The 25,884-nt window shown below is 51.0% G+C and carries 29 protein-coding genes and 5 tRNA genes; 23 read left to right on the forward strand and 11 right to left on the reverse strand.

Annotated elements, in window-relative coordinates; genetic code table 11:
- The first annotated feature begins 10 nt into the window (after positions 1 to 10).
- Both HX448_RS04345 and HX448_RS04350 read left to right on the forward strand, forming a co-directional pair.
- The gene (locus tag HX448_RS04345; RefSeq protein ID WP_102330454.1) at positions 11 to 1,219 is read left to right on the forward strand and encodes a sensor histidine kinase; all 1,209 of its coding nucleotides are present in this window, start codon (positions 11 to 13) and stop codon (positions 1,217 to 1,219) included.
- Positions 1,220 to 1,444: 225 nt separating this feature from the next.
- Positions 1,445 to 1,615: a hypothetical protein gene (locus HX448_RS04350; RefSeq protein ID WP_162485870.1), complete on the forward strand. Its 171-nt coding sequence runs from the start codon at positions 1,445 to 1,447 to the stop codon at positions 1,613 to 1,615.
- A gap of 125 nt (positions 1,616 to 1,740) precedes the next feature.
- On the opposite strand, the gene HX448_RS04355 is transcribed toward HX448_RS04350, so the two are convergent.
- Positions 1,741 to 2,322, reverse strand: a complete 582-nt coding sequence (locus HX448_RS04355) for a YdcF family protein (RefSeq protein ID WP_102330453.1) — start codon at positions 2,320 to 2,322, stop codon at positions 1,741 to 1,743.
- 234 nt (positions 2,323 to 2,556) lie between these two features.
- Positions 2,557 to 2,633 (reverse strand) — tRNA-Pro (locus HX448_RS04360).
- Between the two features lie 112 nt (positions 2,634 to 2,745).
- Here HX448_RS04360 and def point away from each other — a divergent pair.
- Both def and HX448_RS04370 read left to right on the forward strand, forming a co-directional pair.
- A complete protein-coding gene (gene def, locus HX448_RS04365; protein WP_102330452.1) occupies positions 2,746 to 3,267 on the forward strand; it encodes a peptide deformylase in 522 nt (173 codons plus the stop codon).
- Positions 3,264 to 3,905 (forward strand): HAD-IB family phosphatase, encoded by a 642-nt coding sequence (locus HX448_RS04370; protein WP_102330451.1) that lies wholly within the window; start codon positions 3,264 to 3,266, stop codon positions 3,903 to 3,905. The genes def and HX448_RS04370 overlap by 4 nt, the downstream gene beginning before the upstream one ends.
- Here the strand turns inward: HX448_RS04370 and HX448_RS04375 are convergent.
- Positions 3,902 to 4,561 (reverse strand): YggS family pyridoxal phosphate-dependent enzyme, encoded by a 660-nt coding sequence (locus HX448_RS04375; RefSeq protein WP_102330450.1) that lies wholly within the window; start codon positions 4,559 to 4,561, stop codon positions 3,902 to 3,904. The genes HX448_RS04370 and HX448_RS04375 overlap by 4 nt on opposite strands.
- A 1-nt stretch (position 4,562) precedes the next feature.
- Entirely contained in the window at positions 4,563 to 4,937 is a 375-nt protein-coding gene (locus HX448_RS04380; protein WP_102330449.1) for a zinc-ribbon domain-containing protein, read from the reverse strand.
- Positions 4,938 to 5,022: 85 nt separating this feature from the next.
- Here HX448_RS04380 and HX448_RS04385 point away from each other — a divergent pair.
- From HX448_RS04385 to rplT, 8 genes are all read left to right on the forward strand, one after another.
- A tRNA-Leu gene (locus HX448_RS04385) sits at positions 5,023 to 5,107 on the forward strand.
- A gap of 117 nt (positions 5,108 to 5,224) precedes the next feature.
- Entirely contained in the window at positions 5,225 to 5,938 is a 714-nt protein-coding gene (locus HX448_RS04390; protein ID WP_226846855.1) for a hypothetical protein, read from the forward strand.
- Positions 5,939 to 5,940: 2 nt separating this feature from the next.
- Positions 5,941 to 6,861, forward strand: coding sequence for a 4Fe-4S double cluster binding domain-containing protein (locus HX448_RS04395; RefSeq protein ID WP_162485869.1), 921 nt, complete (start codon positions 5,941 to 5,943; stop codon positions 6,859 to 6,861).
- The gene (locus HX448_RS04400; protein ID WP_102330446.1) at positions 6,861 to 7,541 is read left to right on the forward strand and encodes a Crp/Fnr family transcriptional regulator; all 681 of its coding nucleotides are present in this window, start codon (positions 6,861 to 6,863) and stop codon (positions 7,539 to 7,541) included. Before HX448_RS04395 ends, HX448_RS04400 begins: the two co-directional genes overlap by 1 nt.
- A 333-nt stretch (positions 7,542 to 7,874) precedes the next feature.
- The gene (locus HX448_RS04405; protein WP_102330444.1) at positions 7,875 to 8,588 is read left to right on the forward strand and encodes an ATP-binding protein; all 714 of its coding nucleotides are present in this window, start codon (positions 7,875 to 7,877) and stop codon (positions 8,586 to 8,588) included.
- A gap of 134 nt (positions 8,589 to 8,722) precedes the next feature.
- The gene (gene infC, locus HX448_RS04410) at positions 8,723 to 9,289 is read left to right on the forward strand and encodes a translation initiation factor IF-3 (RefSeq protein WP_102330443.1); all 567 of its coding nucleotides are present in this window, start codon (positions 8,723 to 8,725) and stop codon (positions 9,287 to 9,289) included.
- A complete protein-coding gene (gene rpmI / locus HX448_RS04415) occupies positions 9,267 to 9,470 on the forward strand; it encodes a 50S ribosomal protein L35 (RefSeq protein ID WP_102330442.1) in 204 nt (67 codons plus the stop codon). Before infC ends, rpmI begins: the two co-directional genes overlap by 23 nt.
- A 46-nt stretch (positions 9,471 to 9,516) precedes the next feature.
- Positions 9,517 to 9,864 carry a 50S ribosomal protein L20 gene (gene rplT, locus HX448_RS04420; RefSeq protein ID WP_102330441.1) on the forward strand — a complete coding sequence of 116 codons (348 nt, stop codon included), beginning with the start codon at positions 9,517 to 9,519 and terminating at the stop codon, positions 9,862 to 9,864.
- Between the two features lie 484 nt (positions 9,865 to 10,348).
- Here the strand turns inward: rplT and HX448_RS04425 are convergent.
- Positions 10,349 to 10,422: transfer RNA gene (locus HX448_RS04425), tRNA-Arg, on the reverse strand.
- A gap of 162 nt (positions 10,423 to 10,584) precedes the next feature.
- Here HX448_RS04425 and dxs point away from each other — a divergent pair.
- From dxs to HX448_RS04460, 7 genes are all read left to right on the forward strand, one after another.
- Positions 10,585 to 12,489: a 1-deoxy-D-xylulose-5-phosphate synthase gene (dxs, locus tag HX448_RS04430; protein WP_102330440.1), complete on the forward strand. Its 1,905-nt coding sequence runs from the start codon at positions 10,585 to 10,587 to the stop codon at positions 12,487 to 12,489.
- A 65-nt stretch (positions 12,490 to 12,554) separates the two neighbouring features.
- Positions 12,555 to 13,754 (forward strand): phosphoglycerate kinase, encoded by a 1,200-nt coding sequence (locus HX448_RS04435; RefSeq protein WP_102330439.1) that lies wholly within the window; start codon positions 12,555 to 12,557, stop codon positions 13,752 to 13,754.
- 2 nt (positions 13,755 to 13,756) lie between these two features.
- On the forward strand, positions 13,757 to 14,962 hold the full coding sequence (locus tag HX448_RS04440) for a 2,3-bisphosphoglycerate-independent phosphoglycerate mutase (protein WP_102330438.1): 1,206 nt from the start codon (positions 13,757 to 13,759) through the stop codon (positions 14,960 to 14,962).
- A 1-nt stretch (position 14,963) separates the two neighbouring features.
- Positions 14,964 to 15,731 carry a triose-phosphate isomerase gene (gene tpiA / locus HX448_RS04445; RefSeq protein ID WP_102330437.1) on the forward strand — a complete coding sequence of 256 codons (768 nt, stop codon included), beginning with the start codon at positions 14,964 to 14,966 and terminating at the stop codon, positions 15,729 to 15,731.
- Positions 15,732 to 15,751: 20 nt separating this feature from the next.
- Positions 15,752 to 16,693, forward strand: coding sequence for a tRNA (adenosine(37)-N6)-dimethylallyltransferase MiaA (gene miaA, locus HX448_RS04450; protein ID WP_102330436.1), 942 nt, complete (start codon positions 15,752 to 15,754; stop codon positions 16,691 to 16,693).
- Positions 16,680 to 17,528, forward strand: coding sequence for a diaminopimelate epimerase (dapF, locus tag HX448_RS04455; protein ID WP_102330435.1), 849 nt, complete (start codon positions 16,680 to 16,682; stop codon positions 17,526 to 17,528). Before miaA ends, dapF begins: the two co-directional genes overlap by 14 nt.
- A gap of 24 nt (positions 17,529 to 17,552) precedes the next feature.
- On the forward strand, positions 17,553 to 18,737 hold the full coding sequence (locus HX448_RS04460; RefSeq protein WP_102330434.1) for an LL-diaminopimelate aminotransferase: 1,185 nt from the start codon (positions 17,553 to 17,555) through the stop codon (positions 18,735 to 18,737).
- Positions 18,738 to 18,948: 211 nt separating this feature from the next.
- On the opposite strand, the gene hflX is transcribed toward HX448_RS04460, so the two are convergent.
- From hflX to thrS, 4 genes are all read right to left on the reverse strand, one after another.
- Complete coding sequence (gene hflX / locus HX448_RS04465; protein ID WP_226846856.1) at positions 18,949 to 20,136, reverse strand: GTPase HflX; 1,188 nt, start codon at positions 20,134 to 20,136, stop codon at positions 18,949 to 18,951.
- A 47-nt stretch (positions 20,137 to 20,183) separates the two neighbouring features.
- A tRNA-Ile gene (locus HX448_RS04470) sits at positions 20,184 to 20,259 on the reverse strand.
- 8 nt (positions 20,260 to 20,267) lie between these two features.
- On the reverse strand, positions 20,268 to 20,942 hold the full coding sequence (locus tag HX448_RS04475) for an FmdB family zinc ribbon protein (protein ID WP_102330433.1): 675 nt from the start codon (positions 20,940 to 20,942) through the stop codon (positions 20,268 to 20,270).
- A 69-nt stretch (positions 20,943 to 21,011) separates the two neighbouring features.
- Positions 21,012 to 22,727 carry a threonine--tRNA ligase gene (gene thrS / locus HX448_RS04480; RefSeq protein ID WP_102330560.1) on the reverse strand — a complete coding sequence of 572 codons (1,716 nt, stop codon included), beginning with the start codon at positions 22,725 to 22,727 and terminating at the stop codon, positions 21,012 to 21,014.
- Between the two features lie 176 nt (positions 22,728 to 22,903).
- Here thrS and HX448_RS04485 point away from each other — a divergent pair, with 176 nt between their 5' ends.
- Together HX448_RS04485 and HX448_RS04490 are read left to right on the forward strand one after the other, a co-directional pair.
- Positions 22,904 to 23,233, forward strand: a complete 330-nt coding sequence (locus HX448_RS04485; RefSeq protein WP_102330432.1) for a DUF3303 family protein — start codon at positions 22,904 to 22,906, stop codon at positions 23,231 to 23,233.
- Positions 23,234 to 23,320: 87 nt separating this feature from the next.
- Positions 23,321 to 23,410 (forward strand) — tRNA-Ser (locus HX448_RS04490).
- Positions 23,411 to 23,424: 14 nt separating this feature from the next.
- On the opposite strand, the gene prfB is transcribed toward HX448_RS04490, so the two are convergent.
- Positions 23,425 to 24,520, reverse strand: a protein-coding gene (gene prfB / locus HX448_RS04495) for a peptide chain release factor 2 (protein WP_102330431.1) whose coding sequence is annotated in 2 segments (ribosomal slippage) — positions 23,425 to 24,453 and positions 24,455 to 24,520 — 1,095 coding nt in all. Because the reading frame shifts where the segments join, the coding sequence is not laid out codon by codon here.
- Between the two features lie 32 nt (positions 24,521 to 24,552).
- Positions 24,553 to 25,224, reverse strand: coding sequence for a deoxyribonuclease V (nfi, locus tag HX448_RS04500; protein WP_102330430.1), 672 nt, complete (start codon positions 25,222 to 25,224; stop codon positions 24,553 to 24,555).
- A 156-nt stretch (positions 25,225 to 25,380) separates the two neighbouring features.
- Here nfi and rpsP point away from each other — a divergent pair, with 156 nt between their 5' ends.
- Complete coding sequence (rpsP, locus tag HX448_RS04505) at positions 25,381 to 25,620, forward strand: 30S ribosomal protein S16 (protein WP_102330429.1); 240 nt, start codon at positions 25,381 to 25,383, stop codon at positions 25,618 to 25,620.
- Positions 25,621 to 25,646: 26 nt separating this feature from the next.
- Complete coding sequence (locus HX448_RS04510; RefSeq protein ID WP_102330428.1) at positions 25,647 to 25,874, forward strand: KH domain-containing protein; 228 nt, start codon at positions 25,647 to 25,649, stop codon at positions 25,872 to 25,874.
- The last annotated feature ends 10 nt before the right edge of the window (positions 25,875 to 25,884 follow it).

A 25,884-nucleotide genomic window follows, 5' to 3' on the forward strand; every position in this document is an offset into this window, starting at 1 on the left:
GAGAGTTCTCATGGCTACGTTAACCGCTCCTGCCCGGAAACTGTCCCGGCTCAACGGGGTGCAGATCGCTGCGGCGGCGGTACGAGGGCGGGCATTCGGTGGCAAGCTGAGGTTGTATCTCAGCATTTTCCGGTTCCTGACCCTTATCCTGGCGTTGAGCCAGGTGAGCGGAGTGGTCCCCAAGGGTTCAATTTCGATTGCCGGCGTTATCATCGCCGCCTCGGCGTATACCGTGATCAAATTCTTTACCCCTGTTACGGCCAGGAACTACCTAGCAAGCCAAGCACTATTGGCGACCGATCTCGTTTTCTGCGCGGCGATGGTCTGGGTGACCGGCGGCCTCAGCAGCCCGTTCCTCCTTTACACCCTTACTCCGGTACTGGCGGCATCGTTCTTCTACGAGTCCCGGATGGCGCTTACCGTGGCGGTGGCGTCCATCCTAGACATCCTACTGACCCAACTGGTCAACCCCTTTTACCAATTGACCTCCGGGCCGCTGGAATTCAGCTTTTTCTTTATATACATAGTCGCCGTCAGCCTTTCGGCGTCGCTGCCGTACCTAGTCAATTTCAACCTTCAGAGGCGGATGCAGGGCGAATACGTCGCCGAGGAGAGGAGCCGCCTGTCACGTGAACTGCACGACGGCACGGTGCAGGTTCTGGCGGCGCTCAACTGGCAAGCGCAGTTAGTCGAGCGAGACCTGAGCCGCCAGGGGATCTCGCTGCCCTCGCTCAGCCACCTGCTCCACCTATCCAAGGAGTCTCAATCCGAAGCCCGGGAAGCCCTGCAGCTCCTTCGGGACTACACCGAATCTGGCAAGTTCGTGGAGCACCTTAAAACCTACGCCGACCGGTTTAAACAGGACAGCGGGATAGAATACAAGATGGACCTTCTGCCCCTGGAACCAAAGCTGGAGCCCCAGGTGGAACTCCAACTGCTGCGCATCTGCCAGGAAGCGATGAACAACATCCGCAAGCACGCCCGCGCGCGGCACGTCTGCGTAAACATGATCCGTTCACCCAAAAACTACCTGACCGTGACCATCGAGGACGACGGCCTGGGATTCGACCTTGACGCCGGACTGCGGACCTCAGGGTTCCAGGGGCACGGGCTCAACGTGATGAGGGAGCGGGCGGAGACGGTGGGGGGCTACCTGCAGATGGACAGCCAGTTGGGCAAGGGGACGGTCATTACCGTGGTCGTCCCGTTGAACCGGTAAAGCCAATCATTTGTCTCTTGCCATAATTTGTCTCTCTGGTCCCTCGCTCTTTGTAGCATCAAAGCCCATCTGTGAGATTCATTCTCGAGTGGGCGAGCGGCCGCTCGCCCTACATGCACTCAGTGTGGTACTAAAGTTTTCGAAGCTAAACAGTACTATCTGCCCATTGCCGGAACTGCCGGAGCGGGTTAACAATAGATCAAGTTTATTAAAGGATGTGATACGATGGATTTCGAATATCACAAAGGCTCGCTCTGCATCCACCGGTTCCAGATTTGCCAGGAAGGCTACTGCGCCGAGTGCATCATCCATCTGAACGCGCTCAAAGCTGTGGTTGAGAAGCCCAGGCTGGCAGTAAAGAATAAACTTCCTGTACTTGTAAGAGCCCAAGCTTAGCCTTTATCTTTGAAACCTGCCTGAATGGCTTGACCTGAGTTCTATCGGCGGTTATTCCCAATAAACGATGCCCCGCAAAAACGCGGGGCATCTGGTTTTGTAGGGGATTTATCCCATCAGGGAGTTCAGAACCTCACGAGCCACCATTCAAAAAGGAAGTAAAATCCCAGTTTCAGATACTCGGTTGCGACCCAGCCGGTAGACTCCGAATGCTTCCACCAGTTATGGGCAAGCTGCGGGTCATAAGCCGCGGAACAAACCGTCAAATCGATCCCCTTGAAAAAGTGCCTGAAAATGATGCCTGATCTCTTAGTATGATAAGGCGAAGTTACGATGATCGCGGATTTAAATCCATGATCCTCGATAATTTTGAGCGAGTATTTGGCATTGGTATAGGTCGTAAATGAATCTTGTTCCAGCAGGATGTCCCCGGCAGGTACTCCCAGGGCTTCAGCCTGTTTCCCCATGTTATCCGAACCGCCGCCGGTGAACAGGATCTTGCTGGCATAACCTTCCTGGTATAGTACTACGCCTTTAGCAACTCTATCCTCGCCAGTGCTCAGCACAATAATCACGTCAGCCGGTTTCGGAGGCTGGTTCACCACCAAGTAGTTCCACATGTGGGGCAATATAACATGCTGGAACGCCGCCACGATTAAAATGGCCGCCAAAAGAATAGAGCCTATGATCAAAACGGCTTTTTTCACGAAGACAACTCTCCAACGCTATTATTGAGAGAACGCGAAAACATTTACAAATAATTAAATCTAAGGAATGGAATATTGACTGTTACGTATATATTGAGTCGGATCCGGCACGCATCCCGACTTTTTGATCAAGCCGATGCTTAAGCTTCAAGGATCCGCAGATTAGCACAGCAAGAGGGCATTCTAAGAGTTGAAGGCGGGCAGGGGGGAGGGAGGGCTAGAACGTAGAGACTTTGGTCGGGGTGGACGGATTTGAACCGTCGACCACCTGAACCCCATTCAGGTGCGCTACCAGGCTGCGCTACACCCCGCCGAAACGAGCCTAAAGATGTTAGCATAGACTACTTCCTATCGCAAGCCGTTTGTCCGCATCACCTGAATTGGATATAATATTTACATAACTAACGTAAAAGCGAGTACCCGATGAGCGTCAGGCCTATAATCAAATATCCGGACCAAGTCCTCCGGCAGAAAGCTAAAACCATTCCAGTCGTCGACAAAAGCATCAAGACCCTGATCGACGACATGATTGAGACGATGAAAGCCGGATGTGGTTGCGGCCTGGCGGCGCCCCAGGTGGGGGTCTCTCTACGTTGCATCGTCCTCGGCATGCCAGAGGAAGAACCTTTCGCCATCATCAATCCGGAATTCGTTAAGCGAACCGGCGAGCGTGAAATTGAAGAAGGCTGCCTCTCGGTGCCCGACCTCGGCGGTCATGTTAAAAGATCGATATCGGTAATCGTTAAAGGCCTGGACCGGTACGGGAAACCGATCAGAGTCCGCGGCAAAGAACTGCTGTGCCAGGCGCTCGAGCACGAAATCGACCATCTCAACGGCATACTGTTCATAGATAGGGTTGAATCACAGGATAAACTGTTCAAAAAAGAGAAACCGGTCGAGGTCGAAGTACAAGACGCCGCCGCCGAACTGGCTGCCAAGCAGTGATCAAAACTCTCCTCCAGTGCGATTTTGACGGCACGCTGACCGAAGAGGATGTCAGTTTTCTTATCCTCGAACGTTTTGCCGAGAGCGACTGGAAATCAATCCTCCGCGACTACCAGGAAGGCAATATCCCTGTCGGGCAGTTCAATTACCGCGCTTTCAACCTCGTCAAGCAGGATCGAGCTGCGCTGGAAAAGCTGGTTAGAGAAGAAGCCAGGCTGCGCCCGGGCGTGCATGAACTGATCGAGCACTGCCGCTCGAATCATATCGAATTGAGAGTTGTGTCCAACGGACTGGATTTTTACGTCCGAACGTTGCTGGGGCACAACGGGTTCGGGCAAGTTGAGGTCGCCGCTGCCCGGACGTTGTTTACGCCCGAAGGACTAGATGCCCGGTACTTTGACTTAAACGGCAAAGAGCTCCTGGATGAATTCAAGGCATACCATACCCGTCGGTTTATCGAGCAAGGTTACAGGGTCCTCTACGCCGGAAACGGGCCGTCTGACATCCCGGCGTCCCGACTAGCCGAACATACATTTGCCACTCAATCGTTGCTGGAATACTACCGACGCGAAGCCCTGCCGCACACGCCGTTTCATGACCTGCACGACATCGTAGCGGGTCTTAAAAACCTGGTCTAGCGGCGTGGCCCGAAGATAGCGGTGCCCAGGCGAATCATGTTGGCGCCTTCCTTAATCGCCACCCGGTAAGAATCGCTCATTCCCATAGACAAGTAACGGATATCAACGCTGGGTAGACACAAACACTTGATTTCTTCATAGATCGCCCTGGTCGACGCGAAATAGGGGCGGAGTTCCTGAGCCGGCATATTAGGTCCCATCGTCATCAAACCCGATAAACGAAGGTTGGAAAGTCCGGCGATCGAGCGAGCCAAATCGAACACATTTTCCGGTAAAACGCCGTTCTTCTGAGGTTCCCGACCTATATTCACCTCGATAAGCACCGGCATGATCTTGTTCAGCGCAGCCGCATGCTTGTTTATCGACCTGGCTATGGCAATAGAGTCGACGGTTTGGATCAGATCGAAAAGCTCGACGGCTTTTTTAACCTTGTTCAACTGCAGGTGGCCGATGAAATGCCATTTGCCCCGGCCTGGAAGATCAAATCGAGTAGTCTCGGTCTCCTGGATGTAATTCTCCCCGAGGATGTTTATTCCAGCGTCGACGGCGACGGTGATCTCATCAACCGTGCGACCTTTGACCGCGGCGACGATGGCAATATCAGGCGGGATTTCTGCCCGCAGACGGCATACGTTGTCCCGTATATGCTGATACATCTTACTCGATTTTTGTGCCGCAATAAGGACAGAATTTCATGCTGTGATCCAAGGGGGAGGCACAGGTTGAACAATAGAGCGGAGGCAATCTGGTCTGAGTTGCGATTTCGCCGAGAGTCTTTTTTAACTGTTCTTCGGTCATGAGCCGTTCGGCTATCTGAGGCTTCAGTTCGTCCGCAATCTCATATCGCTCTTTGCAGTGGAGGCAGGTCATATATTGTTTGACCTTATATTGGACAGTTGGGACAAAGTAGAGGGTGAGCTTTTCTCGGACCTGGTGGACGAAGAAAATTCGGTCCGTATTGCATTTCTGGCACTTGGTGACAACATAGCCGAGCGGATCGCCGTAGCCTTTGTTCCCGAAAATGAAAACCATATCGATTGAATATACTATTATTGGATTGTACCTTGTCAACCCGAGGGTGCGACGAACACGTTGCTGTGTTAGAATATTTTGCCCTGGGGGAGTGCCGGAATTGGCAGACGGGCATGACTTAGGATCATGTGCCGCAAGGCGTCGGGGTTCGAGTCCCCGCTTCCCCACCATGCGTTAAAGATGTATATATGTTTTGATAGATCGTTTTCGATTCATTTTATTCCTCTTTCGTCCGACGGGTTTCACTAATCATGCCTGTTTCCAAGATAGACACATATCGCGAGGAATTGAAACAAATCCCAGACTGGGAGCCGTTTCTTTTAGCCCATTCAGGACTTCCCGGGCCTCGAGGCAACCTTGAACTTGCCGCTGCGGTCTTCGAAGAGGGCAACTCAGAGCTATTTGAACGTTTGTTGAAATACACGCCGGAAAAAGCTCCAGTCAATTCGCCGGAAGAATTTCTTCATTTCTGCGGGGTTTACGGGCAAGGTAAATATCTCACCAAGTCCTCTGAATTGACTTGGGCGCGTTTGAAGCTGTTTGCGAGCGACCCGCGATGGCGGACGCGTGAAGCCGTTGCTATGGCACTCCAGAGGTATGGTGATAGAGACACCGATGATCTTGTTGTTAAGATGGCGGTCTGGGCAGGGGGAAATCGCTTCCAGCAGCGAGCGGCTTCTGCCGCACTTTGTGAACCACGGTTACTTCAACGAGCCGATGTCGCTGGGAATGTGATCGACATTCTAGACAAGATAACCATTACGCTGGCATCCGGTACAGACCGGCGTGAGGATGGGTTCAAAATTCTTCGGCAAGCTATGGGCTATTGCTGGAGTGTGGCGGTAGCTGCTTTGCCTTCCAAGGGCAAGAGCATGATGGAGAAATGGTTTCTAAGCTACGATCCTGACATTCGCCGTATAATGAAAGAAAATTTATCAAAGAACCGTTTGATCAAAATGGACGGCGAATGGGTGGGGCGGTGGATCAAAGAATTAATATAAGAATGGCGCTAGCAACTGAAGTTATACAAAACCTGGCTCAAGCCGGCTATCGCGCCTGCATAGCCCCGATAGAGCGGCTGGCTGAGCTGGAAGCCGAATACAATGCGATCACCAGCCGTGACGTGTGGCGCCGGTCGCCGCACCTCTCGCAACATCGCTTCGACTTCACTCGGCCGACAGATTTCTCAGTAAAATCGATAATCGTAGTTGCCGCTCCGGTGACGCCGGTACGACTGGGATTTAAGTATCGTGGAACTCACCATTCGTTTGAAGCTCCTCCGCTCTCAGGAGATTACGATCAGGATGTCGCCCGAATGAAAAAGGTGATCACTGACACCATAGGCCCCTTGGGCCTTCACGTTGCTGATTCGAACCTGCCAACCAAGGTTCTTGCCAGCCATACGGGGCTGCTTCAAAACGGGATCAACAACATGGGGTATATTCCTGGTATGGGCAGCTTTTTCAGGCTGACATCCTTTTTCTCTGATCTTCAACCTTCCGACAATACCTGGAATGAACAACACCTGGTCGCCCCTGTTTGCCGGGAATGTGGCCTGTGCATGGACGCCTGTCCTACAGGTTGCATTAGCCAGGAAGTGTATGACGTCGGCCGTTGCCTATCGCTCTTATCCAAAGAACCCTCGGATTTTCCGGACTGGGTAAAGAAGAGATGGCATAATTCTCTGATCGGATGCCGGGTATGTCAGCAAATTTGTCCCATGAACCGTTCCGTACTCGATGAGGCAGCCAACGGTATTGAATTTTCAGAGGCAGAAACAGAGGCCATATTATCGGGTGTTCCTTTCGATACACTCGATCAAGCGACCAGGGATAAGCTGCGTTATTTTCACCTGGCTGCGTTCTATTCCATACTGCCTCGGAACTTACGGCTGCTGCTTGAAAAATCCGGAGAACCCGTCTGATGGACTATCAAGCCGCCTCCCTGGCTCTCAAACGCAGTTTTCTATTTTCATCTATTTCTGATGAAGATATGTCAGACTTATTGGCGAACGCCGAAGAAAAGAGTTACACAACAGGAGAATATTTTTTCTGGGAGGGCGGTGCGCCGGACAGCTTCTTTCTACTGATATCCGGCAGGGTGAAAGTGATCAAACATGGATCACAGGGCAGGGAAACCGTGGTGGCCTTTTTCCGCCCTGGAGAAATCTTCGGCGAAGTGGCCGTCCTCGAGGACAAGCCATACCCAGCCTCAGCGATCGCCCTGGAAGATTCTATGGCCTTATCCATCGACCGCCAGGTTTTTCATGAATTTATCCGACGGCACCCAGGAGTCGCCCTGGCGATGGTCGGCCTCCTTTCAGCACGTCTGCGGGAAGCTCAGAGCCGTCTTCACGACCTCGCGGGGGAACGGGTCGAACAGCGACTGTCCAGGACGCTCGATCGACTGGCCTCGAAACTCGGTCCCGAACTTCCGTTCACCAGACAGGACCTGGCCGATATGTCCGGGACGACACTTGAGACTGCGGTCCGTTTTCTAAGCCGTCTGAAGCAAGACGGAATAATCTCCTCCGGACGCGGGCTTGTAGTGATCCAAGACAGGCTTCGACTCAAAAGATTGACTGAAGATCCATCTTCGGGTTGATCTATGTATCTTGTGCCAACATTGATTTAAATCATATTCCTCTAATAAAGATACTCGTATAATAATCTTATGAACTTGGAGATATCGCCTTGAACGCCGGTTGTCCGGGTCAAAGGTCCCGAAAACTTACGTCGGAGATTCTGTTCTGCTCACATTGCGGATCCGAATTGGAGATATTCTCCGACGAGGCTCGGGTCAGATGCCACAAATGCAGTCAGATGACCAGCCGGGCAAAATTACCGTCGTGCGCCGATTGGTGCGCCTCGGCAAGACAATGCCTTGGCGAAGGGGCGTGGCGAACGGTTCAGGATCAAAATGGGAAGGAGCCTGAATATGCCGGTCCGAAAGATCGTTAAAATCGATGAAGATAAATGCAACGGCTGCGGGGATTGCGTCCCGTCTTGCGTGGAAGGAGCCATCCAGGTGATCGACGGCAAAGCCAGACTGGTGTCCGAAACTTATTGTGATGGGTTAGGCGCCTGCCTGGGCGAATGCCCAATGGATGCCATTTCGATTGAAGAAAGAGATGCGCCTGAATTCGATGAATCGGCGGCTGTGGAACACGCGGCAAGGAAAGAGACGAACCAGCCCGTGCATGCCTGCCCTTCGACCAGGATGATGTCGTTCGAACGGCAGGCTAACTCCTCGGACAGATCGGCGGCAGTATCCGACCATTCGATGCTGTCCAGTTGGCCGGTTCAGTTGACCCTGGTGCCGCCTCATGCCCCGTTTCTGAAAGGTGCTGATATTTTACTAGCCGCGGACTGTGTCCCGTTTGCCTATCCTGCATTTCACCGAGATTTTCTCCAGGGTAAGAGCCTATTGATCGCTTGTCCAAAGTTAGATGACTATGAAGCTCATCTCGAAAAGCTGACCCAGATTTTCAGGAGCGCCCGGCCCCGAAGCGTTACGGTCCTGCGTATGGAGGTGCCGTGCTGCGGCGGTCTCACCCACATGGTCCGGCAGGCGTCCCTTGAATCCGGGGTTAGTTTTCCGATCCAGGAAACAACTATCGGCGTCCGCGGCCAGATCCTGGCTTCGGTTTAAAACTCTTCGATCTCAGGGGGTAATACCGATGGTAGTCCAGTTGGACTACCATCGGTATATGTATTTGAACATTTCAACGTAATTATGCTATAGTTTTCGATGGTCTTTATTTTTGCTCTGGAGGTAGCAGGCACATAGTTAAAGAACTCCGAGTCAACGAGAAAATCCTGGGCCGTGAGGTTCGTGTGCTCGGTGAAAACGCTGAGCAATTGGGTGTTATGACCGTGGCGGCTGCCAAGGAATTAGCCCGTCGAAGCAGCCTCGATCTGGTGGAAGTAGCCCCGACAGCAATACCGCCTGTTTGCCGTCTTATGGATTACGGCAAATACCGCTACGAACAAACCAAGAAAGAGCGAGAAGCCAAAAAAGGTCAAAAAATGTCGCTCCTCAAGGAAGTTCGTCTCCGGCCGAAGATTGGCGAGCATGATTACGAGGCTAAGGTCCGCAGCATTCAAAAACAGTTGGAAGCCGGGGACAAGGTAAAAGTGACCATCATGTTCCGTGGCCGGGAAATAACTCACTCGGATCTGGGTATCAAGATATTGAGGCGAATCGCAGAAGAATTGGCCGACGTTTCTATTGTTGAAGGGCAGCCGACGCTTCTGGGTTCAAGAATCCATTTAATGCTGGTGCCTAAACCCGGCGCCAAAGTGAAAACAAAGGAAGGTCAACCTGAAAATGCCCAAGCTAAAAACCCATAAGGGAGCGCAGAATCGCTTTAAGCTTACCGGTAACGGTAAGATGATGCGTATGAAGGGTCTGAAGAGCCATCTGCGCCGCAACAAGTCGAAGAGAGCGCGCCGCCAGTTCGATGAAATGATCCCGATGGCCAAGGCTGACGTCCAGCGCCTCAGCCGCCTTATCCCCTACGGCACACCGTAGCTTCCGTCACATCCGATCAACTTAGACAAATTTTAGGAGAGAATACATGGCACGCATCAAGGGTGGTGTCGCGACCCATAAGAGACACAAGAATATTCTGGCCTTAACCAAAGGTCATCGCGGGCAGCGCAATCATATCTGGCGCCGGGCGCACGAAAGCATGACACATGCTTTGGCATATGCCTTTGCCCACCGGAGAGACCGAAAAGGCGATTTCCGCAAACTGTGGATCGCCAGGATCAATGCCGCGGCTCGTCTCAATGGTACGACTTACGGCAGATTGATCGACGGCCTGTCAAAGTCGGGCATTGAGCTTGACCGTAAAGTACTGGCTGATATGGCGGTATCTCAGCCGCAAACCTTTGCCGATCTCGTTAAATCGACCGTCAGTTAGTAATATACCTATTCAGGATTCGATAGCCCCCTGGATTACTACCCAGGGGGTTTATGCTATACAATAAAAAGGATAAAGAAGCGAGGTAGAATCAAGTGAGTATAGGCCCTTTCGAAATCGTTTTGATCCTAATCATTATCGTTTTGGCATTTTTGGTTTTCAAGGGCCGAAAAAAGAATTAGAGTCCGCCCTTATATCCGCCACCCTTCAAGTATTAGCACCTTTATTCTCCTCGTTTCTCCGGCCACAGGCTTAAATCTGGTTGGTTGAAGCTGCCGCACTTTTTTGCCGACGACTACGTTTAGCCAACGTATAAGTTATCACTTGTAACAACTCGGTTCCGAGCGAACCATTGCCTCGCCTGCACAAGGGGATTTCACTTGGGGCTCCCAATACTTAAAGAAAACCGGAAAAGACGCGCTTGGGTCACAGGTACTGAGCGATAATGGCAATCAGGATTTTTTTGGCGATGGGAGTTGAAGAGCGTCCCAGGCGGGATTCGAACCCACGGCCCGCTGCTTAGAAGGCAGCCGCTCTATCCAGCTGAGCTACTGGGACACGGGCTAATAGTAGCATCGTGATTCCGGAGGGGTCAAGACCTTGACTCTTCACGAGAAGGACGCTCGGAATCAATCGTAATTTACGAACATTTTATCTTGACACGGTACTTAACCGCTGTTAGTATAAAGAACATGCCCAAGGACCCTGGAAAGATGCCACATGTCTAAAATCCTTGATGGGATAAACTCACCCGCTGATCTCAAGCCACTGTCCCTCGTCGACCTGAACAAACTGGCGATTGAACTCAGAGAAGAGATGGTCACCAGGGTTACGGCTAACGGCGGGCATTTAGCTTCCAGCCTGGGAGTAGTTGAACTTACCATCGCCTTGCACAAAGTCTTCAACTGCCCCGATGACAAAATCGTGTGGGATGTGGGGCACCAGTGTTACGCCCACAAGCTTCTAACCGGGCGCCGTGAACAATTTGCCACCCTGAGGCAGTATGGTGGGATTTCAGGGTTCACTTGCCGTGACGAGAGTCCCTATGACGCTTTTACGACAGGTCATGCCAGCACTTCAATCTCAGCCGCGGTGGGGATGGCTGCGGCACGGGACCTTTCCGGCGACAATTATAACGTGATCGCGGTCATAGGCGACGGTGCCATCACCGGGGGAATGGCATTGGAGGCATTGAATAACGCCGGGCATTTGGGTAAGCGACTGATAGTCATTCTTAACGATAACGGCATGTCGATCTCTCCCACGGTGGGGGCGATGTCCCGCCTTCTCGGGAAGGTGAGGTTCGACCGGCGCTATTACAAAGCATCCGAAAAGAGCAAGAGATTGCTCTCCCGTTTTGACATGGGGAGCCGCATCTGGGAGATCGGCCAGCGGATCAAGGGCGGCATGAAGAAAATGGTCATGCCGACCACGTTGTGGGAAGAGTTCGGGTTCGCTTACACAGGGCCGATCGATGGTCACAACATCAATGACCTAGTATCTGCGTTAGAACAGGCCAAAAGTTATTCCCATAAGCCGGCCTTAATCCACATCGTGACAACCAAAGGAAAAGGCTACGGGCCTGCGGAAAGCGATGCGATCAATTTCCACGGAATCTCGCCTAAAGGCAGTCCTAAAAAGACCGGCAGTAGCCACAAACTGCTACCCTACAGCGAAATTTTTGCCAGAACGGTTGAGAAGATGGCGTGGGAGAACCCCAAAATCGCCGTCATCACCGCTGCTATGCCGGATGGTTATTGCCTTGGCCATATGCAATCAACGATGCCCAACCGCATTTTCGATGTCGGTATCTGTGAACAACATGCCGTGACGTTTGCCGCCGGGATGGCGGCACAAGGGATGACGCCTATTGTCGCCATTTATTCCACATTTTTGCAAAGAGCTTTTGACCAAATAATTCATGATGTCGCCTTGCCAAAATTGCCGGTTGTGTTCGCTCTCGACCGCGGCGGAATCGTGGGTGAGGACGGCAAGACACACCAGGGAATTTTTGATCTTTCCTACCTTTCCCTAATACCCGATATGATCCTCGCGTCACCCAAAGACGAGAATGAGCTGCAACACCTGCTCTATACCGCGACTAAATGCGGCAAACCCATGGCGATCAGATATCCCAGGGGAGTTGGCACCGGAGTTGAATTGGAACCGGAACTCAGGGAAATTCCCGTCGGCAGTGCCGAGATCTTGCGTAAGGGTCCGGATGCAGCGCTTCTTGCCACTGGCGCCAGCGTGAAGGCCGCTATGGCCGCCGCTGACCTGCTGGAGATGCAGGGAACCAGAGTCACCGTGGTAAATATGCGATACATCAGACCACTTGATGAAGATGTGATCCTTGGATTGGCCAGCGATATCAAGAGCATAATTACGATTGAAGAGAACGTTTTGAACGGCGGCTTGGGAAGTCTGGTGGCGGCTTTATTGAAACGTGCTTCGATGGACGATGTCGGATTGAAGTCTCTGGGGATACCGGATGAATTCGTAACCCACGGCACCCAAGCACAGCTTCGTTCTAATTACCACCTGGACGCAGAAGGCATTTCTTCAGAGACCCTGGCATTCATAGATGAATTTGAAATTTCGAAAAAAATTTTAGCATCCAGGTAACCTGAAAACCTGCCGTTATTTCGGACTGACCCCTCGCTCTATACTCGATTTTAACAGGAGTTAGCATGGATAGGCTGACGGTACGCGACATCGACGTCAAGAATAAAAGAGTACTTGTGCGAGTCGATTTCAATGTCCCTCTTGGTACTGATGGCCGAATTACCGATGATGGCCGAATCCGGGCGGCTATTCCGACCATTGACTACCTGGTCGAAAACGGAGCCAAGGTAATAATAATGTCACATATGGGAAGGCCAGACGGGAAGGTGGTGCCTTCTCTTTCGTTGAGAGTCACTGCAGACAGACTATCGGAACTCATGAGGCACCCTGTCCAATTCGTGAACGAGTGTGTCGGTCAAAAGGTTGAAGAGGTTGTGTCGGGGCTTAACGATGGAGACATCCTGGTCCTGGAAAACCTTCGTTTTCATGCCGAAGAAGAAGAAAATGCCCCGGTCTTTGCTGAAAAACTGGCCAGACTGGGTGAGGTGTTTGTGGATGATGCTTTTGGCACAGCCCACAGAGCTCATGCCTCGATTGTCGGTGTAACTAAATTCTTGCCCGCCGTGGCTGGGTTGTTATTAGAGAAAGAATTAGTTTCTCTAGGACATATTCTTGAAAAGCCTGCGAGGCCATTCTGTGTCCTCTTCGGCGGAGCCAAGATAGCAGATAAAGTGAAATTACTTGAAAACGTCATGGACAAAGTCGATACGATCCTGGTCGGTGGAGGAATGGCCGCCACCTTTCTTAAAGCCGACAATTATGAAGTCGGTAAATCGATTGTAGACGAAAAGATCGATTTAGCCGCCAAATTAATGGCCAAAGCGAAAAAATACAATATCAAATTTGTATTGCCGAAAGACGTGGTAGTCACCGGCGACTTGACTCCGGATGCCAGGGGAATCTGCGTCCCGGTCGATAAGATACCTCCGTTGGGACGGGTTGTGGATATCGGGTTGCTCACCATAAATCTTTTTACCAAAGAATTGGAGCGAGCGAAGACGGTGTTCTGGAACGGGCCGATGGGTATATATGAAATGCCCCAGTTTGCCGAGGGCACAAAAACAATGGCTGATGTGATTAGCAGGCTGCACGCCACTACGATCATCGGCGGCGGTTCAACCGCCGAAATTGTTGACGAACTCAAGCTGGCTGATAAAATGAGCTTTGTGTCTACCGGTGGCGGGTCATCGATGTTATTCCTTTCAGGTGAAAAACTCCCGGGTGTGGAAGCGCTGCTAAAGAAAAATGAGAAAGCGGCGGTTTAACGATGGACCAAATCGGTCTGATGCGCCAACTCAGTCTAAAAACCGAAACCAAGATCGTCATGGTCGTCCTTGACGGCCTTGGCGGCCTACCGGATCCGATTACTAATAAAACCGAACTTGAAACAGCCAACATTCCAAACTTAAACGCCCTGGCCGCAAAAAGCATCTGCGGCCTTTCAAATCCGGTGCTACCCGGAATCACGCCCGGGAGCGGCCCGGGACACCTGGCTCTCTTCGGTTACGATCCGCTGCAATATGTTATCGGCAGGGGCGTACTGGAAGCACTGGGAATAGACTTCGATCTTAGACCCGGGGACGTGGCTTCAAGGGGCAATCTATGCACCCTCGATACGCAGGGTATTATCACCGATAGGCGCGCAGGGCGGATCAGCACGGACAAAAGTCGCGTTATCGCCTCCCAGCTTAATGGCCTTGAGATCGATGGCGTTCAGGTTATCGTCGAGGCCGTCAAAGACCACAGGATTGTGGTGGTGTTTCGGGGCGAGGGGCTATCGGATGCAGTGTCCGATTCCGATCCGCAACGGGTAGGGCTTGCTCCTCAACCAGTGACGGCAATCAACGGAAGTTCAAATCGAATGGCTCAGATCGCCAACCGTTTTATTGCGCATGCGTCGAAGGTTCTTACCAATCACCATCCGGCGAACGGGTTATTGTTACGGGGTTTCTCACGAAAGCCAGACTTTCCAAGTTTCAAGGAAGTCTATAATCTCGATGCCTGCGCCATTGCCGGATATCCAATGTATCGAGGGTTGGCCAAAGTTGTCGGTATGTCGGTGGTCAAAACCGGCACGACGCTAACCGAAGAGATCCAGAGCCTGCGAGACAACTTCAACAGCTACGATTTCTTCTTTTTCCATGTAAAAGGTACGGACGCCGCTGGGGAAGACGGGGATTTTTCCCGGAAGGTGTCAGTGCTGGAGAATTTTGACCAATTCTTGCCCGCCATTATTGAACTCAAACCGGATGTCTTAATCGTAACTGGGGATCATTCTACCCCCGCTATACTCGGCGGTCATGGATGGCAATCTGTCCCAGTTCTGGTCCAAGGGAAATATTGCCGGCCAGACAGCGTTTCAGTTTTCAGCGAGAATGCCTGTGTTGGCGGCGGACTGGGAAATATACCCGCCTGTCATTTGATGCCGGTGGCGATGGCTAACGCCTTGAAATTGGAGAAATTTGGTGCGTGAGATGGCGGAAAAACGTAATTTTACCATAGCCGGCAACTGGAAAATGAATACAACTCTGAACGAGGCTGTCGATCTTGTTAACAAAATTCGAAGTGGGGCTGCCGACTTCGGGCGTGTTGAAACAATCGTCTGCCCTCCTTTCATATCACTCTCAAAGGTGAAAGAGCTTCTCGAGGGCACCTCGATACAGTTAGGCGCCCAGGATGTTTTTTACGAGGAAAAGGGTGCTTTTACCGGCGAAATTTCACCCGGCATGCTTTCCAGTCTTTGCCGGTACGTGATAATCGGGCATTCGGAACGGCGAACATATTTTCATGAAACGGATGACGTCGTTAACCGAAAGGTGAAAGCGGCTATCCGTCACGGCCTCAAGCCTATTATGTGTGTCGGTGAAAATCTGGATGAAAAGGATGCCGGCGCCACCGAATCTATAATAAACCGCCAGATCAGCCTTGGTCTGAGCGGAATCGAATCCGCCGATTTATTGATAGCCTACGAACCTATTTGGGCCATCGGCACCGGCAGGGCAGCAACATCGGCGTACGCTAATCAGGTCATGAACTATATCCGTGAACTGCTCTGTAAGATCTTGCACACTGGAAAAGCCTTAAGAATACCACTACTTTATGGCGGCAGCGTGAACGCGGAAAATATTACCGATCTCCTGTCCCAAAATGATATCGATGGAGCCCTTGTCGGAGGAGCCAGCCTTAAACCGGACCAGTTTTTAAGCATTATCAGGCAGGCTAACGAACTGGGCAGCCGGTAACGTGTTTTGGTGACAAATTCTTGAACAAATTGGTCGCCATCGTGGGTCCTACCGGGGTGGGTAAAAGCGATCTTTCCATCAAATTGGCAAGGTTATTCAACGGGGAAATCGTCAACGCCGATAGCCGGCAGCTTTTGAAATATCTGGACATAGGGACGGCCAAGCTGAGTCTGGAAGAGCAGCAAGGGATCCCCGTTCACTTAGTTGACATAACCTCACCCGATAAGGACTTCAATCTTGCTGAGTTTCAACAATTAACATATTCAACAATTAACGAAGTCCAAACACGGGATCGGTTACCTTTCCTGGTAGGCGGCAGCGGATTGTACGTTTGGACAGTATTGGAAGGTTGGCAAATACCCAAAGTTGAGCCAAATAAAGTACTGCGAGAAATGTTGGAGAATGAAGCGCAGACTCGTGGAGCCGAGGTGTTGTACGGTAAATTAAAAGAATTGGATCCAGCAGCAGCCGCTAAAATCAACACAAACAATGTCCGTCGAGTAATCAGGGCGCTTGAAATACGGATGGGGAATGCCACTGATGATTCGGCTCGGGCAATAAAACAGCCTCTCCCATATCGAATCCTGGTAATCGGTCTGACCACAGACCGCAAAGAGCTTTACCGTCGCATTGACGCTCGAGTCGATAAAATGTTAGAAAAAGGCTTGGTCGAAGAAGTCAGATCTGTCCTCCAAATGGGTTACGGAGCCGATTCGGCGGGGCTGAAAAGCGTAGGTTATAAAGAGGTACTCGGATACTTAAGAGGCGAAATGGACCTGCGGGAAACAAGCGAACGTATCAAGGCTGAAACCCATCGCCTGGTAAGACATCAATACAACTGGTTCAATCTGAAAGACAACCGAATTCACTGGTTCGATATCGGGACCGAGTATTTCGAAAATGTAAAACAACTTATCACTGACTTTGGGAAAGAGGCAGATTCAGAATATGGATTTTACTAAGGTACAGAGCGTCGGCAACGATTTTGTGTTGATCGAAACATCTGACAACAAACGCAACTGGTCAGACGTCGCCCAGGCGATCTGCAACCGGCATTTCGGCGTCGGCGCCGACGGACTTCTTCTACTTATGCCGTCTGATAAAGCAGATTTCCGGATGCGGATTTTCAACACGGACGGCTCTGAAGCGGAGGCCTGCGGGAATGGGCTCCGTTGCCTCGTGCATTACATAAGCTCCAAAGGCCTTTCGAGCGCTAAAAACTTGGCTATCGAGACATTCGGCGGAACCCGGAAAGCCGAAATCTTGCGCGATTCGAATCACACGAGGATACGCATCGGCATGGGCGCCCCGATATTTGAACCATCGTTGATTCCGGTCCAAACCGAACTCGGAAAGGGCGGCCTGGTATGCGGGATGACGGTCAATTACCCGCTACTGATCAACGGCGATTCACTCAAGCTAGGTTTTATCTCCATGGGGAATCCGCATGCGCTTTATTTTACAGACAAAGCTGTCGCTGATTTCCCACTGGCTGAAATTGGACCCAGAGTCGAAACCTCGGCGATGTTCCCTAAGAAAACCAATTTCGAAGTTGCTCGGGTTATCAACAGCCGGTCGATTGAAATGAGGGTTTGGGAACGCGGGGTCGGGGAGACATTGGCGTGCGGATCGGGCGCTTGCGCAGTAGCTGTAGCAGCTTGGATTCTGGGTTTTACAGGCGATAAGGTTGACATAAAGTTACCGGGGGGGAAACTCTCAGCCGAATGGTCCGGGCAGGGTGATGTCTACCTTACGGGAGAGGCCGAAATCGTATTTACGGGCTGCTGGTCCAAATAGAATAATTTCTGAAAGGTCCCATTGATGAAAATTGCCCGGAGAATTGAAAATTTACCGCCTTATCTGTTTGTAACCATAAGCAAGAAAATCGTTGAAAAAAGAGCACGTGGTGAGGAAGTTATCAGCTTTGGTATCGGCGATCCGGACCTTCCAACGCCCAAAAATATAATCGATCGGTTGTGCCTGGCCGCGCATGATCCGGCCAACCACCGTTACCCTGAATCCGAAGGGCTTCCGGAACTCCGCAGAGCGATTGCCACCTGGTACCAGCAACGGTTCGATGTCGTCTTGGACCCGGATTCTGAAGTCTTGCCTTTAATCGGCTCTAAGGAGGGCATCGGGCACGTCGCCTGGTGCATGTTGAATCCTGGCGATGTGGCGCTAATACCCGATCCAGCTTATCCAGTCTATGGCATCAGTACCGCTCTGGCTGATGCGGTCCCGTACCATATGCCTCTGACCGCGGACAATAATTTCCTGCCGGACTTAGACTCAATTCCTCATGAAGTTCTCGAAAAAGCCAAACTGATGTGGATCTGTTATCCGAATAATCCGACCGGGGCGATTGCGGACGTCAGTTTCTTCGATAAAGTTGTCGCTTTTGCCAAGGCACACGATATCGCCGTATGTCATGATGGACCGTATACTGAAGTCGCTTATGACGGATATCGACCTCCGAGTTTCCTTCAGGCTGCCGGATCGAAAGAGGTCGGCGTCGAGTTCCATTCTTTGTCGAAGAGCTACAACATGACCGGGTGGCGCGTGGGCATGGCCGTCGGCAATGCCAAGATGATCGATGCCCTGAAACGATTCAAGTCAAATATCGATTCAGGAGTTCCTCAAGCCATCCAGTTGGCGGCGATTGAAGCACTGACAGGACCTCAAGACGATATTACGCGACATAACGCAATCTATCAGAGGCGGCGCGATTTAATTGTCGAAACGCTCCAAGACATGGGCCTTGAAGTACAAACTCCCCAAGCCAGCCTTTATGTGTGGGCCAAGGTGCCCAAGGGTTTCACCTCAGCCAGTTTTGCCACAGAACTTCTAGACCAGGTTGGCGTTGTGGTGACCCCAGGGACCGGTTACGGCGCCGAGGGCGAAGGTTACGTCAGGTTGTCGCTGACCTTGTCCGATGCAAGTCTGGTAAAGGGATTGTCAAAGCTCTCAGCCTGGAGAGGTACCGTAGGCCGCAGCAAATCCCGTTAAAGCTGATTGCCATTTTGACACTATAGTTATGTCAACTGCTTACTGATACGTCGATATTACCATAATATATATAGTGCGAACCAATTAAACGTAAAAAACTCGTCCCTACGAGGCTATTCTCGTTCTGCCAAAGGTAACCAATCAAAATCCGGATGACACCGTCGGGTGAAATATCGATAGATCATGGAGCGATCCTATCAACACGCTGTCGCTAAGCGGTAGAAGTCTGATTGGTCAATAAGCGTCCGATGGTTTCCGTAAGATCTTTCAATCCCCATCGCTTTGTCGCCGAGGTAAACACCGCACAAGATGGCTGAATCCCGTCATTTTCCTTCAGTCTATTCAGAACGCTGGCCTCGTCCCTACAAGAAGTAACATCCGGCAATAAATCAATCTTGTTAAATACGGTGATCCGTGGTTTTTCGTTAAGTTCCAGTTCTCTGAGGATTTTCTCAACCGTTTGACACTGCCCTACCGCGTTGGGAGACGTTATGTCAATTACATGAATTAAAAGGGAAGCATCTGAGAGTTCTTCCAGGGTCGCCCGGAAAGCTTTCACAATCGTTGGAGGAAGTTTCTTGATAAATCCAACGGTGTCGGTTACTAAAACCTGACGATTATCCGGCAATGCCATGCGCCTGGTGGTCGGATCCAATGTTGCAAACAATTTATCCTCTACTAGGACTTCAGCTTTGGTCATAGCACGCAACAGGCTGCTTTTGCCGCTGTTGGTATAACCCACCAGGGCGGCAACAGGAATCCCTTCTCTTTTTCTCTTTTGCCGATAAAGATCTCTTTGTCGGCTTACATCGTCGAGTTTGGACTCCAAAAGGCTGATTTTCCGTTGGAGAATCCGTTTGTCCGTCTCGAGTTGCGATTCGCCGGGGCCGCGTGTTCCAATACCGCCGCCAAGCCTCTCCAAATGACTCCATTGACCAGCCAGACGCGGCAGCAGATATTGCATCTGTGCAAGTTCTACCTGGAGCTTGCCTTCACGGGTTCTGGCGTGGCGAGCGAAGATGTCGAGGATCAACGCTACGCGATCGATGACCTTGACTTTCAGGGCTTCTTCGAGCGTTCTTTGCTGTAACGGTGTGAGTTCATCATCAAAAACGGCAGTGTCATACTGGCAGGTATGTCTAGTTTCAATCAACTCCTCGAGCTTCCCTTTTCCCAGATAAGACATCTTTTGGGGCTGCGGTAAACGTTGCAGGAGACGCCCTACCACGACACCTCCTGCTGTTTTTACCAGTTGCGCCAGTTCAGAAAGGGATTCTTCAGCCGTCCAATCCGAAACGCCGCCGGTGTCAACCGCAATTAGGATCACCCGTTCGGGTCCAGTAGAAGTATTGATAATTGATTTTGGGATCTTTTCGAATCTCCTGATAAAGATGTTCAAAAAGAAGCCGGGGAACTCAGCAGTCCCCCGGCTTTAGGTACAGAATATGGTGGGCTCGGCAGGTTTCGAACCTGCGACCAAGCGGTTATGAGCCGCCCGCTCTAACCACTGAGCTACGAGCCCGGTGGCGTTTAGAGGTATTGTTCGCCCTCGGGTATCTCGTCTTCGGATTCTTCGCTGCGTTCCACCTTCTTACGGTCGAAACGGCTCTCCTTTTTTTGTCCTGTCGGTTTTATCACCGGTGGATAATCAAACCCAGGTTTTTCCTCTTCCCAGGATTCGGTGTCTGGGTTCCATTTCATCTTTTCCTGGCGTGCCTGCTCTTCAGCTTCCATTTTCTGGAGTTCGCCAAGAGCCCAGTAGCGTTCTTTTTCTTTAGGATCAACCGTGGTGGATTTACGAGCCCAATTGGCGTAATCCTTTTCAGCGGTCTCCTTCATTGTCTTTTCATCTTTTTCTTTTTCCTGCTTGACGAGTTCTTCCTTAGCCCATTCAACCCAGGCTTCAGGACCGCGACCGCAGGCCTGCTGCCGCTCCTCGCGCCACCGTTTCAAAGGATCGGGATCTTTGATCTTATCGTCTTCAGCTCGCCGTTGCGACTGCCACATCTTTTCTTTGGCCTTATCCTGAGTCAGCAAGTAGCTGTCCCGCGGCGTGGCCATAACCTGGGAGAACGCAGCAGAGAGAATACGATCGCATTCGGCATTACATGAAGGACAATTCGTGATAGCGTCGCACTCGCTGAACGGTCTCCTCAACTCGAACGTATTTCGGCACTTAGGGCAGATATATTCATAAATTGGCATGAAAACCCCCCAAAAAGAATTTGATTACTTTACGTTAAATTGTATCACTCCCGAACCTTTTTCAGCAAGTTACAAAGCCAAATTTACCAAGCGATCTCTGACGGCGGTATTTAACGCTTCCACCAACTGTGGGAATGTGATGCCGAATTTTTGTTCCCCGGTCCTTAACCTCACAGCCACGGTGTTGGCCTGTAGTTCCTTATCCCCTATTACCAGCATGCATGGTACTTTATCGAGTTGGGATTGCCGGATTTTCTGGTTAATGGTCTCCGACCGATCGTCGAACGACATCCTGAATCCCGCCGCTTTAAGGTCTGAGTAAATTTTAAGGGCATATTCAAGATGCCTATCAGAGATTGGCAAAACGGCAACCTGCACGGGGTGCAGCCACAACGGGAAGGCGCCGGCATAGTGCTCAATCAAAAGGCCGAAGAACCGTTCCCAGGACCCTAGCAACGCACGGTGTACCATATACGGCCGGTGTTCCTGGCCATCGGCGCCGACGTATACCATCTTGAAACGTTCCGGAAGATTGAAATCGAATTGTATGGTGGTCATCTGCCATTCGCGGCCGAGCGCATCACGCACCTTGAGATCGATCTTAGGTCCATAGAAAGCCCCTCCGCCCTCATCCACCTTATAGGTCAGACCCTGAGCGTCCATGACGCGTCTCAGGACATCAGCAGCTTTTTGCCACTGCTCTTCAGTCCCGATAGCTTTCTCGGGCCGCGTCGCCAGATAGAGTTGATAGTCCTTGAAACCAAACGTCTGCCACATATGGAAAGAGAAACGGATGACTTCCGCGATCTCATTTTCGATCTGTTCGGGAGTGCAGAAGATATGGGCATCATCTTGAGTAAACCCGCGGACTCGAAGCAATCCGGTCAGAACGCCGCTGCGCTCATAGCGATAAACCGTCCCCAGTTCACACCATCGAAGGGGAAGATCCCGGTATGAGCGCATCTGAGATTTGTAATACAGGATGTGAAACGGGCAGTTCATCGGCTTGACGTAGTAATCCTGCCCGTCAATGTCCATGGGTGAATACATGATATCTTTATAGTTTGCCAGGTGGCCTGAAATCTCCCAAAGAGTGCTGCGGCCGATGTGGGGACTATAGAGAATTTCGTAGCCTGCGTTGTAGTGTTCTTTGCGCCAGAATTCTTCAATGGTGGTACGAATTCTCCCCGCCTTCGGTCCATAAATGATCAGCCCTCCGCCGATTTCATCAGGTGTGGCAAACAAATTAAGTTGTTTATTTATCCGGCGATGATCCCTGGCTTCAAGCTCTTCCAACTTTTTCAGATATTCTTCAAGTTCCACCTTGGTCGGGAAGGCTGTCCCATATATACGCTGGAGCATCGGACGTTTCTCGTCACCCCGCCAGTAAGCCCCGGCAATAGACAACAGCTTAAAAGCTTTTATCCGAGCTGTATGAGATACGTGAGGTCCACGACAAAGGTCGACAAAATCGCCGTCGCGATAAAGCGTGATATCCTCCCCTTCGGGTAGATCAGCGAGGATTTCCAGCTTATACGGCTGTTGGGCGAAGGTGCTCTCTGCCTCAGCTCTAGAGGCCGTTTCTTTGACGAAAGGCAAATTCTGCTTTATGATCTCGCCCATTTTCGCCTCTATCAAGGGCAGGTCTTCAGGCACCAGCGCCCGAGGAAGTTCGAAATCATAATAGAAACCGGTCTCTATCGAAGGACCTATCCCCAGTTTCGCCCCTGGGAAAAGCGCAATTACCGCCTGCGCTAACACATGAGCGGCGGAATGACGCATCATCGCGAGCTGGGGATTTATTTGTTCGTTTGCCAAGGTATCACCTCATAATGTTCTTGTAGAATTCGGCAATTATAACGCCCTTGGGAAATCAAGGCAAAATCACACCGGTTTCCTTGACACGAGTGTCGGGCTCAACCTAAAATGGCTTTACGGCAACCAATTTTAGGAGCCCGAAGATGAAATTTATGGTTCACGGTCAACAGACTTCGACCACCGCTGAACACAGGTCTCAGCTTAATTATCTCGAATCATGCAAAGAGTGGGTTCAACAACTGTCGGAATCCAAGAAGCTTGACGGAGCGTACAGCTTCACCGACGGCGGCGGTCTATTCATCATCGACGCGGCTTCACATGAAGAATTAACTAAAATACTCTTGAGTTTCCCCCTGAGCCATATCAGCAAATTTACCATCCAGCCTCTGGCCGATTTCGCAGCCACTGCCGACTCCATAATTGAAGCCATGAGCGGTGTGACTGACATGCGGCATCACATATTCTGCCCTTAAAGCCTGTTTCAACGGCCGGCTGTCCCAACGATCTGCAGTTGATGCAATCGATGCCATCGTAATGCTAAAATAACCGTCGGTTCTCGCGGAGGGTTGTCCGAGCGGCCTATGGTGACGGTCTTGAAAACCGTTGTCCTCGCAAGAGGACCGTGGGTTCGAATCCCACACCCTCCGCCATTTCTACTAAAAATTCACCCCACCATCTGGGACTTCAAGTAGGCATCGATGAACGGATCGAGGTCACCCTGTTCGAGGACCGCAGTGGTGTTACCAGTTTCATAGTCCGTCCGATGGTCTTTCACCATTTTGTACGGATGCAACACGTAACTGCGGATCTGGCTGCCCCACTCGGCGGAGATTCGCTCACCTTTAAGGCGTGAGCGTTCTGCTTCCTGCTCGGCTATTTTGAGCTTGAGCAGACGGGCTTTAAGCAGGCTCATGGCTATCTCGCGATTCTGATACTGCGATCTTTCGGTTTGAGCGGTTACTACGGTCCCGGTGGGGAGGTGAGTAAGCCGCACGGCGCTAGAAACCTTTTGGACGTTCTGGCCGCCTGCGCCGCTGGATCGGTAGGCCTCGAGTTTTATATCCTCAGGATTGATCTGAATGTCGGCGTCGGCCTCCGCTTCAGGCATCACCTCAACCAGCGCGAACGAAGTATGCCGGGCATGGTCAGAATCGAACGGCGAAAGCCTGATTAATCTGTGTACACCATGTTCGCTTCGTAGATTGCCATAAGCGTATGTCCCGCGAAGAATTACGGTGACACTTTTGATGCCTGCCTCATCCCCTGCCGACATTTCGAGTATCTCTGTCTCGTAATCGTGACGTTCAGCCCAACGAAGGTACATATTCAGTAGCATCTCGGCCCAGTCCTGGCTTTCGACCCCACCGGCGCCGGCATGTATCGAAAGGATGGCGTTACGTTCGTCGTAGTCCCCGCTGTAGGCCAGTTCGAATTCAAGTTTGTCGAGTTCAGCGGAAAGCCCATCCAGATCTTTTTGAATATCGGTAAACAGTGATGGGTCATCTTCCGCCAACTTGCCCAATTCCCTTAGCTCAGATAACCTGTACTCCAGGTCACGCCATCGATGGGCGGATTTTTTTAATTCGTTGAGACGCCGCATCGCGGCTTGAGCTTTCTGGGAATCCTGCCAGAATTCGGCTTGTCCGGTGGTGTATTCTAGTTCGGAAATTTCTTTTTCTTTTGCTGGGATGTCAAAGACGCTCCAAGTCGTTTTTGATTCGCTCTGACAATTTTTCGATGTTCGATATTAGTTCCGTCATTGTTCTCCACTCATTAATAATGAATTGATTGTCTACTGGGTACCATAGCGCCCGGCTGCCATGTGTGCTTGGCGCACAGGCTCGGGGAGCCTATGAGTTTTGCATAATTTAAGCACCCAGTTCAGCGCAGTTTCAAGGCTGATCCTATGACCAATCGAGATGTATATTAGTTTACACCCCTTTTTTGTACGGACCACCTTTCCGATGACGTCGTCACCATGGACCAGGAACTCGGAATCACCAACGTGCATCCCGACTTCCGCGTGTTCACCGCATAAGCGTGATTTTGCACAACCTATAGTGGGTTTACCGGTAAAAAGTCCCAGATGCGAAGCTATTCCCAGCCGTCTGGGGTGGGCGATCCCCTGTCCATCGACGATGAACAGGTCCGGCACGACGTTTAATCGTTCGATAGTCGGAATTATAAGGGGCAATTCCCGGAAGGACAATAATCCGGGAATATAAGGGATGTTTACTTCACCCTCGTAAACGGAACTGGCGGCGATCTCGAACGAAGGGTAGTGCATTACCACGACGGCCGCTCTACCGGTACTCCCCTGCCGTCCGATCGATACGTCCACACCGGCGATCAATTTGACATCAAGGGGTTGATCTTCTCGTATGATCTTTGAAGCTAAATTGTTTTGCAGCTTTATGGCTTCTGAAAATGAGAAGTTAAAATCGTGTAATTGATCGATAATCACTTTATGTAATTATATCCGGTATTCCATTACCGTGCCAAGATTGAGGGCATATCTGCCCATTTAAGTCCATTGGTTTTTCAATCTATTTTGTATTTGACACTATTAACGTCATATTGGATAATAGCCTAAAAAAGAAGAGAGTATTCCGAAACCAGCATGCTGAAAATTAAACTGCGCAGAATGGGTGCCCCAAAAAGACCGAGTTACAGAATGGTTGTCGCCGATTCAAAAACGTCCCGCGGCGGCGCCTTTCTTGAGATTGTTGGGCAATATGACCCGATGACTAATCCCGAAACAATTAAAGTTGAAGCCGATAAGGCAAAAAGTTGGATTGCAAAGGGAGCCCAGCCAACCGAAACAGTAAGCCGATTGCTAAAAAAAGCTGGAGTGCTTTAGTTACGATCGCTTTGCAAGGAGCCACCATGAAAGAGCTAGTGGAATACATCGCCAAATCCCTGGCAGACAAACCAGAAGCGGTGGTGGTCACCGAAGAACCGGATGAGGAAGGGCTTAAATTGACTCTCAAAGTCGATGACGCCGACAAAGGCCGAATTATTGGCAAACAAGGGCGTATCGCGCAAGCGATGCGCACGCTCATCAGGGTGAAAGCTGCTAAAGCCGGCACAAAAGCCCGCCTAGAAATTTTATAATTTAGCCAAT

Source organism: Dehalogenimonas etheniformans (assembly GCF_014672715.2).
In the GTDB taxonomy this organism is placed as follows: Bacteria; Chloroflexota; Dehalococcoidia; order Dehalococcoidales; family Dehalococcoidaceae; genus Dehalogenimonas; species Dehalogenimonas etheniformans.